This window comes from Tardiphaga sp., from assembly GCF_044340795.1.
Lineage (GTDB): Bacteria > Pseudomonadota > Alphaproteobacteria > Rhizobiales > Xanthobacteraceae > Tardiphaga.
On record NZ_JBIISY010000170.1, the window covers coordinates 1 to 13,427 of the forward strand.

Sequence of the window (13,427 nt, forward strand, 5' to 3'; positions counted from 1 at the left end):
GAAGTCGCCGGCCAGGATCAGTGGCTCCTCGGTCTTCAGGCGCAGTTTGGTGAATTCGCGCAGCCGTTCCATCCAGCGCAGCTTGTAGGGATACTTTTCGGTCTCCACCGGATTGCCATTGGGCAGATACAGGCAGGCGACGCGCACCACGCCCGATTTCAGCGACACCACGCCCTCGATGAAACGGGCGTGCTCGTCGAGATCGTCGCCGGCAAGGCGCGGAGTGGCTTCATCGAGCGGGTATTTGGAGAGCAGGGCAACCCCGTTAAACGTCTTCTGGCCGTGGGTGACCACATTGTAGCCAAGCGCCTCGATGGGCTCGCGCGGGAACGCGTCGTCCATGCACTTGATCTCCTGCAAGCAGGCGATGTCCGGCTGGCATTCCTGCAACCAGGTCAGCAGATGATCCAGGCGCTGGCGGACCGAGTTCACGTTCCAGGTGGCTATTCTCATCCAATGGGATTCCGGTAACGAAAATGGCAGAATTGCGTCGCGGTGGCATACCATCCCGCGCGGCGGCATGATACGCTTTAAGCCTAAAGCGCACAGGCGCCGAGACAAACAGCCAGGGACGGATACGGGGGGCGACACCCGAGCTTCGACCACAAGACTGTACCAGGTGACGAAGGCCAGATGAAGAAACGCACATTGACCGCTCTTGTCGTCCTCGCAAGCGTCGCCGTCGCCGGCTATGCCACGCGCTCCCAGTGGATGGGCGGCGAGAAGGGGCCGGCTCAGGCGCGGACCCGCGTCGTGGCCGTCGAACTCGCCAGGGCCGAGCGCAAGCCCGTGCCGGTGGATGTCGATGCCATCGGCATGGTGACGCCGATCTCGTCGGTGGCGCTGAAGTCCCGCCTGGAGACCACGATCATCTCCGTCCATTTTCAGGACGGCGCCAAGGTCAATGAGGGGGATCTGCTTTTCACCCTCGATTCGCGCCAGATCGATGCCCAGATCGAGCAGGCTGAGGGCACGCTGGCGAAGGATCAGGCGCAGTTGGCCGGTGCCGAGCGCGATGTTCGCCGCTTCGCCGACCTGATCGGGAAGGGCGCCACCACCCAGGTCAGCCTCGACAATGCCAAGACGCAGGCCGACATCCTCGCCGGCACCATCAAGGCCGACCAGTCGATGCTCGACAACTTGAAGGTCCAGAAGAGCTACACGATTATCAAGGCGCCGTTCTCCGGGCGCATCAGCGCCGCCAATGTGAAGGTCGGCAATTTCGTGCGGCCAGCGGACACGGCACCGCTCGCCACCATCAACCAGATGGCGCCGGTCTATGTGACCTTCACGATCCCGCAGCGCCTGCTGGCGGATCTGCGCGATGCGATGACGGCCGGCACCACCAGGGTGATCGCGACGATCCCCAACAGCGAGCGCTCTGAGACCGGCAAGGTCGCCATGATCGAGAACACCGTGGACTCCACCACCGGCATGGTCACGGTTCGCGGCATCATGGACAATGCCAGCGAGATCCTGTGGCCCGGCACCCTGGTCCAGACCAAGCTGATCATTCGCGTCGAGGATGGCGTCACGGTGCCGACGGTCGCCGTGCAACGCAGCCAGACCGGGAACTTCGTGTTCGTCGTGAAGGACGGCAAGGCGCAGATCCAGCCGGTCGAGGTCGATCGCACCTTCCAGGGCCAGTCGGTGATCACCACCGGCCTGTCCGGCAATGAGGAGGTCGTGGTCGATGGTCAGTTGCTGCTGACCCAGGGCACGCAGGTCGAGTCCCGCAAGCGCAAGGCCGGGGCGTAGGCCATGACCCTTTCGGAGATCTGCATCCGTCGCCCGGTGATGACCACGCTCATCACGGCGACGATCATCGCCTTCGGCATTTTCGGTTTCCGCCTGCTGCCGGTCTCGGCACTGCCAAAGGTCGATTTCCCGACCATCGCGGTGACCGCGACATTGCCGGGCGCCAGCGCCGACACCATGGCTTCATCGGTGGCCGGCGTGATCGAGCGCCAGCTTTCGACCATTGCCGGCATCACCTCGATGTCGTCGTCGTCGTCGCAAGGCACGACGCAGATCACCATCCAGTTCGATCTCAACCGCAACATCGATGCCGCCGCGCTCGACGTGCAGACGGCGCTGACCATCGCGCAGCGGCGATTGCCGATCGAGATGACGATCCCGCCGAGCTTCCGGAAGGTGAACCCCGGCGATTTCCCGATCCTGTTCATCGCGCTGAGTTCATCGACGCTGCCGCTGTCATCGGTCAACGAGTTCGGCGACATCACGATCGGGCAGGCGCTGTCGCAGATTCCGGGCGTCGCGCAGGTTCTGATCTACGGCTCGCAGAAATTCGCGATCCGCGTCCAGGCTGATCCGGAGGCTGCCGCGGCGCGCGGTCTGTCGCTGGAGGACATCCGCACCGCGGTCGCGCGTGCGAATTCATCGACGCCGGTCGGCACCCTGAACGGGCCGAAGCAGGACATCTCCCTGCAGGCATCCGGGCAGATGACCAAGGCCGCCGATTACGGCCAGATCGTCGTCGCCTGGCGCAACGGTTCGCCGGTCAAGCTGAGTGAGGTCGCCAAGATCTATGATGCCGTCGAGAACGACAAGGTCGGCACCTGGCTGAACGGCGAACGCGCCATCGTGCTGGCGATCCAGAAACAGCCTGACGCCAACACCGTGGCGGTGGTGGATGCCGTGCGCGAGCGCCTGCCGTCGCTGCGCGCACAGATCCCGGCTTCGGTCGAGGTCAATACGATGATGGACCGCTCGGTCTCGGTGCGCGAGGCTGTGGCGGACGTCGAGGAGACGCTGCTGATCGCCGTGGTGCTGGTGATCATCGTCATCTTCCTGTTCCTGCGCTCGGCCTCGGCCACCTTCATTCCCGCGCTGGCGGTGCCGATCTCGATCCTCGGTACCTGCGCCGTCATGTACATGCTGGATTACTCCATAAACAACATGACGCTACTGGCGATGACGCTGTCGGTCGGCTTCGTGGTCGATGACGCCATCGTCATGCTGGAAAACATTGTCCGCCACATCGAGCGCGGCATGCAGCCTTTCGAGGCCGCGCTGAAGGGCGCGCGCGAAATCGGCTTCACCATCATCTCGATCACCTTCTCTTTGATCGCGGTATTTATCCCGGTGCTGCTGATGGGCGGCATCGTTGGTCGCGTGTTCCGCGAATTCGCCGTGACGATCTCGGTCGCCATCATCGTTTCCGGCTTCGTGTCGCTGACATTGACGCCGATGCTGTGCGCGCGCGTGCTGCGGGCCCATGATCCGAACCACAAGGAAAACGTCGTCCTGCGCCTGTTCGAGCGCATGTTTGCAGGCTGGCTGCGCGCCTATGAATGGACGCTCGACCGGGTGCTCGCCTACAAGTCCGTGATGCTGGCGGTGACCTTCGCCACGCTCGCGGGCACCGTGTGGCTCTACATGATCGTGCCGAAGGGCTTCTTCCCGCAGGAGGATACGGGCTTCCTCACCGGTATCACCGAAGCCGCCACCGACACGTCCTTCGAGGCGATGAAGGCACGGCAGGCGGCGCTGGTCGATGTGCTGAAGTCTGATCCTGCTGTCGATTATATCAACTCCACCGTCGGTTCCGGCGGCCCGAACGCGACGGCCAATTACGGCCGCCTGTTCGTGGCCCTGAAGCCGAAGAAGGAGCGTGAGGCGGCGCCGGTCGTGATGGCGCGCCTGCGCCAGAAGGCGACGGCGGTGCCTGGCCTGCAGGCCTTCTTCCAGAGCATCCAGAACCTGAATATCGGCGGCCGTCCATCGAAGAGCCAGTATCAATATGTTCTGCAGAGCAGCGATACCGAGCAGCTCTATCGCCTTGCGCCGGAGATGCGCGATGCCATCGCGAAGGTGCCGGGCCTGCTCGACGTGACGACCGATCTCTACATCAAGAACCCGCAGATGACGGTCGATATCGACCGCGAGAAAGCGGCGGTCTACGGCATCACCGTCGATCAGGTGCGTAATCAGCTCTACAACGCCTTTGGCGCGCGCCAGATCGGCACGATCTACACGCCGACCAATGACTACCAGATCATCCTCGAGGCGCAGCCGCATTTCCGCGTCGATCCCAGCGATCTGTCCAAGCTCTATATGAAGACCTCGGCCAACCAGACCATCCCGCTGTCGGCGGTGGCGAAACTGGTGCCCACGGTCGGCCCGCTGCAGATCAACCATCAGGGCCAGCAGCCCGCGGTGACGATCTCGTTCAATCTCCAACCCGGCTATTCGCTGGGCTATGCGGTGGACCAGATCACGAAAATCGAAAGCGACAGCAAGCTGCCGGTGACGATCGCGACCGGATTCTCGGGCACCGCGCAGGTATTCCAGGATTCATTGCGCGGTCAGGGCGTGCTGATCCTCGCCGCCGTGTTCGCGGCCTTCGTGATCCTCGGCATTCTCTACGAGAGCTTCATCCATCCGATCACGATCATCTCCGGCCTACCTTCGGCCGGCATCGGCGCGATCCTGACGCTGATGCTGTTCAAGATGGAAATGTCGGTCATCGCCATGATCGGCATCGTGATGCTGGTGGGCATCGTCAAGAAGAACGCGATCATGATGGTGGACTTCGCGCTGGAGCGTCGCCGCGTCGGTCTCTCCGCCGAGCATGCGATCCGCGAAGCGGCGCTGCTGCGCTTCCGGCCGATCATGATGACGACCTTCGCCGCGATTTTCGGCACGCTGCCGATCGCCATCGGAGCCGGCGCCGGCGCCGAATTGCGGCAGCCGCTCGGCGTTGCCGTGGTCGGCGGTCTCTGCCTCTCGCAGTTGCTGACGCTCTACATCACGCCGGTGATTTACATCTATCTCGATCGCATCGATCGCAAACTGAAGCGCAAGCTGCAGCCGCAGATCGAGGACGATGAGTTGGACGGACGCCCGCGCGCCGTCGCAGCGGAGTAGGAGCATGACCATGTCGATCAAGGCTCTCTGTGCCGCTACGGCATTCGCCATGTTGCTCGCCGCATCTGCGCGCGCCGATGACCGTATCGAAATCTTCGACGCCCACATGCATTACAACTGGGAACCGAAACCCTATTATCAGCCCGACGAAGTGCTTGAAGTCTTCAAGCGCAACCGCGTCACGGGCATTCTCGCGACCAGCCGCCCCAACACCGGCACCCATGCGCTGATGGAGAAGCAGGCCGAAGGCAAGGCCGGCGGCGTGCAGGTGGTGCCGTTCATCCGGCCCTATCGCATTCGTGCTGATATCGGATCTTGGTTCAACGATCCCGTGATCTTCGATCTCGTTCAGGACGAATACAAGCGCGGCTACTATCGCGGCGTCGGCGAATTCCATCTCACCGGCAAGGCTGCCGATACCGAGATGGTGAAGAAGACCGTCGATTTCGCCGTCGAGAAGAACCTCTATCTGCACGCCCATGCGGATGCCGAGGCCGTCGATATCCTCATGCGTCACAATCCCAAGGCGCAGATCATCTGGGCCCACACCGGTTTCAGCCTCGCGCCCGATCGCGTGGCGGCGATGCTGGGAAAATATCCGAAACTGTGGGGCGAGCTGTCCTATCGCAGCGGCATCGTCGATGGTGCGGGCAAGCTGACGCCGGAATGGCGCCGCCTGTTCGAGACCTATCCCGATCGCTTCCTGGTCGGTTCCGACACCTGGGTGCCGGAGCGCTGGGCGAGTTATGACGACATCATGGCCGGGTATCGCGCCTGGCTGGCGCAACTGCCGCCCGCGATCGCAAAGAAAATCGCCCATGGCAACGCAAGGGCGCTGTTCGCCGAGAAGTAAGGCGCTTCGCGATCAACCCTGAACCGAGAAGCCGCCGTCCACCGGAATGGCGGCGCCGGTCACGAAGTCCGACGCGCGCGAGGCGAGGAAGACGGCGATCCCGGCAAAGTCACCCGGTGCTCCCCAGCGCCCGGACGGGGACCTCGCCAGCACGCGATCATACAGGCCGTCTACTTCACGCCGCGCGTTCTGCGTCAGCTCGGTGTCGATCCAGCCGGGCAGGACTGCGTTGCACTGGATGTTGTCCGGTGCCCAGGCGATGGCGCAGGAACGTGTGAATTGCACGATGCCGCCTTTGCTGGCCGCATAGGCCGGCGCGAAACTGGCGCCGAAGATCGACAGCATCGAGCCGATATTGATGATCTTGCCGCCACCGGTTTGTTTCATCGCTGGTTGCACCGCCTGCGATGCAACGAAAGCGCTGGTGAGATTGGTCTTGATCACGTCATTCCATTCTTCGAGCGTGATCTCGTGTGGCGGCTTGCGGATATTGATGCCGGCATTGTTGATGAGGATGTCGATGCGGCCGAATGCCTTCAACGTGTCGGCAACCATGGCCTTCACGGTGGCGGAGTCGTTGACATCGACGGCCAGTGCGATCGCCTTCACGCCAGCCGTGGCCAGCTCGGTGACCGCCGCTTCCGATTTCGCCTGGTTGCGCCCGGCGACGACGATCGATGCGCCGGCTGCCGCGAGGCCGCGCGCCATGCCGAGGCCGATGCCCCCATTGCCGCCGGTGACGATCGCCACGCGGCCGGTGAGATCGAACAGTCCCTTGTTCATGGTGTCGTCCTCTTCACACTGTCAGCCTTGAATGGAAAACCCGCCATCGACGGTGAGCGCTGCGCCATTGACGAAGTCGGATGCGCTGCTGGCAAGAAACACTGCAGCGCCGACGAGATCGTCCGGCCGGCCCCAACGCGCCGCCGGCACGCGCGAAACGATACGATCGTGCAGTTCGGGGATGCGTTCCTTGGCGCGGCTTGTGAGGTCCGTGTCGATCCAACCGGGCAGGATCGCATTGCTCTGGATGTTGTCTGCGGCCCAGGCGGTCGCGAGCGACCGCGTGAATTGCAGGATGCCGCCTTTGCTTGTGGCGTAGTTCGCCGCGCCGCCGGAGCCGAGTTGGGCGAGCACCGATGCGATGTTGATGATCTTGCCGCGCCTGGCCGCCTTCATGGCGGGGTAGACGGCCTGCGCGCAGATGAAGGGCGCGGTCATGTTGACGTCGATCACCGTCTGCCAGTCGGCGAGAGCCATCTCCTCGAGCGGTGCCGAGATGCTGATGCCCGCATTGTTGATGAGGATGTCGATGCGCCCGAAGCGCTCGCGCGTCGCGGCGACCATCTGCGCCACGGAAGCGGGATCGGTCACATCGGCGACGCAGGCGAGGACCTGATGGCCATCGCCTTCTAGCGATTCTTTCGCGGCGGCGGAGTTATCGGCATTGCGATCGGCGATCGTGACCGCCGCACCAGCCTCTGCCAGTCCGCGCGCCATGGCGAACCCGATCCCGGCATTGCCGCCGGTGACGATGGCCACTTGGCCCTTGAGATCAAATAGCTGGTTTGTCACGCGATCCACCCCATTCGTTGCCGGCGCATTCTGCGGTGCGCCTGACGGGGATCATCGCAAGAGGGCGCGTGGGAGGAAAGGGGCTATGCGGTCAAGGGCGCGACAATGCGTAGCCGGTCAATCCGATGCCGATCGCGGCCAGTGCCGCGCCGTAATAGGCCCAGGGCATCTGGTTGATCATGAAGCTCGACCGCGGCCAGGGCACGACACCCGTGCCCTGGCCGATCCAGAGCATGCCGACCAGGATCGAGAGAATGCCAAGGGTGAGCAGGGGTGCGCGCATATGCGATATACGCGCGTCCCCGCAACCGGTTTCGTGACGTCAGGCGAAAGCCTCAGACGTCCAGCAGCTCGTCGCTGGCGAATTCGGCCTTGTCCGAGATGAAAGCGAAGCGCGCTTCGGCCTTGGTGCCCATCAGGCGCTCGACGGAATCCGCGGTGCCTTCGCGATCGTCCGGCAGCAGCTGGACGCGCAGCAGCGTACGGCGCGACGGATCCATCGTGGTTTCCTTCAGCTGCGCCGGCATCATCTCGCCGAGGCCTTTGAAGCGGCCGATATCGACCTTGGCATTGGCGTTGAACTCGCTCTTCAGGAGCGCGTCACGATGCGCCTCATCGCGGGCATAGACGGTCTTGCTGCCATGGGTCAGGCGATAGAGCGGCGGCACGGCCAGATAGAGGTGGCCCTCATCGATCAGCTTCGGCATCTGCCGGTAGAAGAAGGTGATCAGCAATGATGCGATATGCGCGCCGTCGACGTCGGCGTCAGTCATGATGATCACGCGCGAATAGCGCAGGTCTTCCTCACGATATTGCGGGCCGGTGCCGCAGCCGATGGCCTGCATGAGGTCGGCGAGCTGGGTGTTGGCCGTCAGCTTGTCCTTGGTCGCCGAGGCGACGTTCAGGATCTTGCCGCGCAAGGGTAGGATGGCCTGGGTCTTGCGGTCGCGCGCCTGCTTGGCGCTGCCGCCTGCCGAGTCACCCTCGACGATGAACAGTTCCGAGCCTTCGGTCGCGGTATTGGTGCAGTCGGCCAGCTTGCCGGGCAGGCGCAGCTTCTTCACCGCGGTCTTGCGCGAGGTTTCCTTCTCGGCACGGCGGCGCAGGCGCTCATCGGCGCGCTCCAGCACGAATTCGAGCAGCTTGTTGGCCTGCACGGGATTGCCGGACAGCCAGTGATCGAACGGGTCCTTGATGGCCTGTTCGACGATCTTCTGCGCTTCGGCGGTGGCGAGGCGGTCCTTGGTTTGGCCCTGGAATTCCGGCTCGCGCACGAACACCGACAGCATCACGGCGGCGCCGACCATCACGTCTTCCGAGGTGATGGTGCCGGCGCGCTTGCCCTGGCCGACGCGCTCGGCGTGGTCCTTGAGGCCGCGCAGCATGGCGCTGCGCATGCCCGATTCATGCGTGCCGCCATCCGGCGTCGGCACGGTGTTGGTGTAGGAGGCCATGAAGCCGTCGGCATCCGCGGTCCAGGCGACAGCCCATTCGCAGGCGCCGTGCGAGCCGTTACGGCCCGAGCGGCCGGAAAAGATCTCCGGATGCACCAGCGTGTCGGCATGGATCGCTGCCGCCAGATAGTCCTTCAGGCCGCCGGGGAAGTGAAAGGTGGCTTCCGGCGGCGTGTCCTCGATTCCCTTGAGCAGTTCGGGATCGCATTTCCAGCGGATCTCGACGCCGCCGAACAGATAGGCTTTCGAGCGCGCCATCTTGAACAGGCGCTGCGGCTTGAAATGTGCCTTGGCTCCGAAGATGTCGGTGTCTGGCTTGAAGCGCACGCGGGTGCCGCGGCGGTTATGGACCTTGCCGAGTTCCTGCAGCTTGCCCTGCGGGATGCCGCGGGCAAAGGTCATCTTGTAGAGCTGCTGGTTGCGCGCGACCTCGACCTCGAGCAGCGAGGAGAGGGCGTTGACCACGGAGACGCCGACGCCGTGCAAACCGCCCGAGGTCTCGTAGACCTTGGAGTCGAATTTGCCGCCTGCGTGCAGCGTGCACATGATGACTTCGAGCGCGGATTTCTTCGGCTGCTTCGGATGTGGATCCACCGGGATGCCGCGGCCGTTGTCGGAGACCGTGAGGAAGCCGTCGGCGGTGAGTTCCACCTCGATGAAGGTCGCATGGCCCGCCAGCGCCTCGTCCATCGAGTTGTCGATCACTTCGGCGAACAGGTGGTGAAGCGCCTTTTCGTCCGTTCCGCCGATATACATGCCCGGCCGGCGGCGTACCGGTTCGAGTCCTTCGAGGACCTCAATATCGGCAGCGGTGTAGCCGGCTTCCGCGTTGGCAGCCTTCGCAGGCGCCTTGGCGGGCGTGGCGGATTTCGCGGCGGCCGATCCAAAGAGATCGGCTTTATCTTTCGGTTTCAGTGCCTTGGCCATGTGTCTTGAAGTCTTGTCTGATGTGTCGCCGCGGCGTTCCGCGGCGAATCGTTGCGATGACTATGCCACGACTGGGCTGTCCATGGGCTAACCGGCCGGCAGCGCCGGGCTCAAGCCCCGGCGGCGGCGCGCTCGGTGCGTAGCACGATCACCACGAAAAGCACCATGGCCGCGAGCATGATCAGTGAACCGATGATGGGAACCGCCATATAGGCGTGGTTGGCCAGAAGGGTAACGCCAATCCCGATCGGGAACATCAGCCCGCCCATGATATGCAGCCAGCCCTGAATCCGCGCCAGCAGGCTGCGGCCGACCGCGGGCACCGCGCGATAATACAGCCCGAACAGGAACAGCAGCACGCCGCCGACCAGATTGAGATGGGCATGGGCGGGCGATAGCAGGAAGTCCTGTTTGATCCCCATGGCGATCCCGGCAACCATGCCGACCAGCAACACGATAGCGCTCACGCAGATCATCAGCGATCCGATCATTTCGTCATCCTCTTGGATTGTGATTGGCCGGCGCCTGGCCGAGGTCGGCAAGCCGGCGGAGAGCCCATTAGGCTCCGCAACCTCCGGATGGTTCACCGCTACCGGTCACGAAGTCGGGATGCGTGATGAGCTAGATCAGCCCGGCGACCTTCAGCAGGACGCCTGCCACGCACGACGCACCCAGCACCGGCAGCATGCCCAGCTTGAACCGCAGGATGGCGATGGCTGCGGCTGCGGATAGCGCTACCGCGGCGGGATCGACGCTGGCCGGCACCGGCGCATCGAAATTGAAGCCGTAGCGCTCGACGGCAAAACTCTGCCGGAACAGCGTATGCAGCGCGAACCAGATCGACAGATTGAGGATGACCCCGACGACGGCCGCCGTGATCGCGGCCAGGACGCCGGCAAGAGCGCGGTTGCCGCGAAGGGCTTCGATGTAGGGCGCGCCGACGAAGATCCACAGGAAGCAGGGAGCAAACGTCACCCAGGTTGCCAGCAGCCCGCCAAGCGTTCCGGCGAGCATCGGCGATAACCCGCTGGCATCGCGGAATGCAGCCATGAAGGCCACGAACTGCACCACCATGATCAGCGGCCCCGGCGTCGTTTCCGCCATGCCAAGCCCGTCGAGCATCTCGCGGGCCGTGACCCAGTGATAGTGGTCGGCTGCCTGCTGGGCCACATAGGCCAGCACCGCATAGGCGCCGCCGAAGGTGACCATGGCCAGCTTGCTGAAGAAGATGGCGATCTGGCTGAACACGCTGGTCCAGCCAAGGCTTACGACGATGACCGCCACCGGAACGAGCCACACCGCCAGCCAGATTGCCAGAACACGCAGTGTGCGCGGCAGACTTGGGCGCGCGTGATCGGGAATGCCATCCCCGAGCATGCTGTCGATGGCGGCCTGCGATGTACCGCCATTAGGCACCGCGGCGAATTGGTGATAGCCGAGGCGCACACCGATCAGCCCGGCGATACCGGCCGTCAGCACGATGACCGGGAAGGGCACCGCAAAGAAGAAGATCGCGACGAACGCAATGCACGCGATCGCATACATCACCGGATTGCCGAGCGCGCGCCGGCCGACGCGGATCACGGCTTCGATGACGATCGCGAGCACCGCAGATTTCAATCCAAAGAACAGCGCCGCGACGAATCCGACATTGCCATAGGCCGCATAGATATAGCTCAGGCCCATGATGGCGATGACGCCGGGCAGCACAAACAGTGCGCCGGCGACGAGCCCGCCAAGCGTCCGGTGCAGCAGCCAGCCCATGTAGGTGGCGATCTGCTGAGCCTCGGGGCCGGGCAGCAGCATGCAGTAGTTGAGCGCATGCAGAAACCGCGCTTCGGAGATCCATTTTTTCTCCTCGACCACGATGCGATGCATCACCGCGATCTGGCCTGCCGGTCCACCGAAGGAGAGCAGGGCGATACGCAGCCAGACGTGAAACGCGTCGGCGAATGAAATACCGTGGCTGGAAATTGGAGCGTTGATGGAATCGCCCGACGTGACGTCGGGACGGTTCGGATTATTGGCAGACATGCGGCGCCCTTGGTGAACAACAGGACGCGATGCTTGGGCAAGATTCCTGGACATGTTGCCTGATGGGGAGATCGCTGGTCCCCATTGCATGAACTAAATCGGCCGATGGCGCGTCTGTCAATTCGTCGGCGCATGACATCCAACGCAATCGCCAGCCACTGGCGGGCGCGTCCATATGCCCTGACTATGCCATGAATTTTCGATTATGCCGATACAGGCTGGCAACATGGGCAGGGGAGCCAATGACGTATTCGAGATTTCGACGATTGGTCGTCGCGGTGGCCATCGCGATGTCGCCTGTTATTGCTCCCGTCGGCGCCCAGACCATTCGCAATGTGCCGGAAAGCAATGCCTCCGTTGCACGCGCCAACAATGCGGCGGTGGCGCTGTTCAAGAAGGGCGACTATGCCCGCGCGCTGACGGCCCTTGATGACGCGATCAGGCGCAGCCCCAACTCTGCGCTCACCTATTCCACGCGTGGCGCGGTCTACTTTCAGCTCAAGAAATATGACGAGGCGATCAAGGATTACACGCAGGCGATCGGCCTTGGCCAGAACGACACGGTCACGGTGCTGAACCGCGCATCGGCCTATTCGAAGAACGGCGAATTCGACAAGGCGCTCGATGACTGCAATGCGATCATCCGCGTCAATCCGCGCAACGCCGTGGCCTATCGGGTCTGCGGCGTGGCTTATCAAGGCAAGGGCGATGTCGAGCGCGCCTTCACCAATCTGAACGAGTCGGCGCGCATGGATCCGCGTGCGGGCAAGACCTTTGTTGCGCGTGGCATGGCCTATGAGCAGGTCGGGCAGGCCGACAAGGCGGCTGCCGATTTTGCGCAGGCGAGGCGCGTTGATCCGTCCTCCGTGACGCCGCGTGAAATGGCCGAGGCCCGCGAGCGCGCGGGCGGGCCGGTGTCCGCGCCGGCGCCAAAGTCTCCGCCGGCCATTGCCACCGCGGCGTCCGATCCCGCGCCGAGCCCTGTCGCGTCGACCGTCATTGCCCAGGACGCGCCGGGCGGCGAAGTCCGGGTCGCGCTGGTGATCGGCAATGGCGCCTATGCTTCCGTGCCGAAGCTGCCCAACCCGAGCAGCGACGCCAAAGCGGTCGCGGATTCACTCCGTGCCGCCGGCTTCAGGACCGTGCATCTCGACAACGACCTCGATGCTGCCACGATGCGCGAGAAGCTGAACGCTTTCTCCGTGGAGGCATCCAAGGCCGACTGGGCGGTGGTCTATTATGCCGGTCACGGGATCGAGGTCAGCGGCACCAATTACCTCATCCCTGTGGATGCCAAGCTGAAAACCGACCGTTCCGTCCAGTTCGAGGCGGTGCCGCTGGACTCGGTGCTGGCGAGCGTGGAGAGCGCGCGAAAACTGCGGCTGGTCATCCTGGATGCCTGCCGCGACAATCCGTTCCTGCGCGACATGGCCAAGACGGTGGCGAGCCGATCGGTGGGCAGGGGTCTTGCCCGGATCGAGCCGGAATCCAGTGCAACTCTCGTGGCTTATGCAGCCAAGGCGGGGCAGGTGGCGTCGGATGGTGTGGCCGGACAGGCCAACAGCCCCTTTGCCACGGCGCTGATCCGGAACATGGGCAAGCCCGGGGTGGAAATCCGCAAGTTCTTCGGTCTGGTTCGCGACGACGTGATGGCTGCGACTGGCAATAGCCAGGAACCGTTCGTCTATGGTTCG

The 13,427-nt window shown here is 63.6% G+C and carries 11 protein-coding genes; 4 read left to right on the plus strand and 7 right to left on the minus strand.

Going from position 1 to position 13,427, the window contains the following annotated elements; genetic code table 11:
* Positions 1–453 (minus strand): exodeoxyribonuclease III (locus tag ACIQ17_RS23045; RefSeq protein ID WP_398471501.1); only part of this gene is annotated, 453 nt, incomplete at its 3' end.
* 180 nt (positions 454–633) lie between these two features.
* Between ACIQ17_RS23045 and ACIQ17_RS23050 the strand changes: the two genes are divergently transcribed.
* From ACIQ17_RS23050 to ACIQ17_RS23060, 3 genes are read left to right on the plus strand one after another with little or no spacing between them, the layout of a single operon-like run.
* Positions 634–1,758, plus strand: a complete 1,125-nt coding sequence (locus ACIQ17_RS23050) for an efflux RND transporter periplasmic adaptor subunit (RefSeq protein ID WP_398471502.1) — start codon at positions 634–636, stop codon at positions 1,756–1,758.
* 3 nt (positions 1,759–1,761) lie between these two features.
* Positions 1,762–4,890, plus strand: coding sequence for an efflux RND transporter permease subunit (locus ACIQ17_RS23055; RefSeq protein ID WP_398471503.1), 3,129 nt, complete (start codon positions 1,762–1,764; stop codon positions 4,888–4,890).
* A 4-nt stretch (positions 4,891–4,894) separates the two neighbouring features.
* Entirely contained in the window at positions 4,895–5,743 is an 849-nt protein-coding gene (locus ACIQ17_RS23060) for an amidohydrolase family protein (RefSeq protein WP_398471504.1), read from the plus strand.
* 12 nt (positions 5,744–5,755) lie between these two features.
* On the opposite strand, the gene ACIQ17_RS23065 is transcribed toward ACIQ17_RS23060, so the two are convergent.
* From ACIQ17_RS23065 to chrA, 6 genes are all read right to left on the minus strand, one after another.
* Positions 5,756–6,526, minus strand: a complete 771-nt coding sequence (locus ACIQ17_RS23065) for an SDR family NAD(P)-dependent oxidoreductase (protein WP_398471505.1) — start codon at positions 6,524–6,526, stop codon at positions 5,756–5,758.
* Between the two features lie 21 nt (positions 6,527–6,547).
* On the minus strand, positions 6,548–7,318 hold the full coding sequence (locus ACIQ17_RS23070) for an SDR family NAD(P)-dependent oxidoreductase (RefSeq protein ID WP_398471507.1): 771 nt from the start codon (positions 7,316–7,318) through the stop codon (positions 6,548–6,550).
* 91 nt (positions 7,319–7,409) lie between these two features.
* Complete coding sequence (locus ACIQ17_RS23075; RefSeq protein ID WP_398471508.1) at positions 7,410–7,601, minus strand: hypothetical protein; 192 nt, start codon at positions 7,599–7,601, stop codon at positions 7,410–7,412.
* A gap of 52 nt (positions 7,602–7,653) precedes the next feature.
* Entirely contained in the window at positions 7,654–9,699 is a 2,046-nt protein-coding gene (gene parE / locus ACIQ17_RS23080) for a DNA topoisomerase IV subunit B (protein ID WP_398471510.1), read from the minus strand.
* 110 nt (positions 9,700–9,809) lie between these two features.
* Positions 9,810–10,190 carry a hypothetical protein gene (locus tag ACIQ17_RS23085; RefSeq protein ID WP_398471511.1) on the minus strand — a complete coding sequence of 127 codons (381 nt, stop codon included), beginning with the start codon at positions 10,188–10,190 and terminating at the stop codon, positions 9,810–9,812.
* A gap of 130 nt (positions 10,191–10,320) precedes the next feature.
* Positions 10,321–11,733: a chromate efflux transporter gene (gene chrA / locus ACIQ17_RS23090; protein ID WP_398471512.1), complete on the minus strand. Its 1,413-nt coding sequence runs from the start codon at positions 11,731–11,733 to the stop codon at positions 10,321–10,323.
* A 242-nt stretch (positions 11,734–11,975) separates the two neighbouring features.
* Between chrA and ACIQ17_RS23095 the strand changes: the two genes are divergently transcribed.
* A partial coding sequence (locus tag ACIQ17_RS23095) for a caspase family protein (protein ID WP_398471514.1) occupies positions 11,976–13,427 on the plus strand: 1,452 nt, incomplete at its 3' end.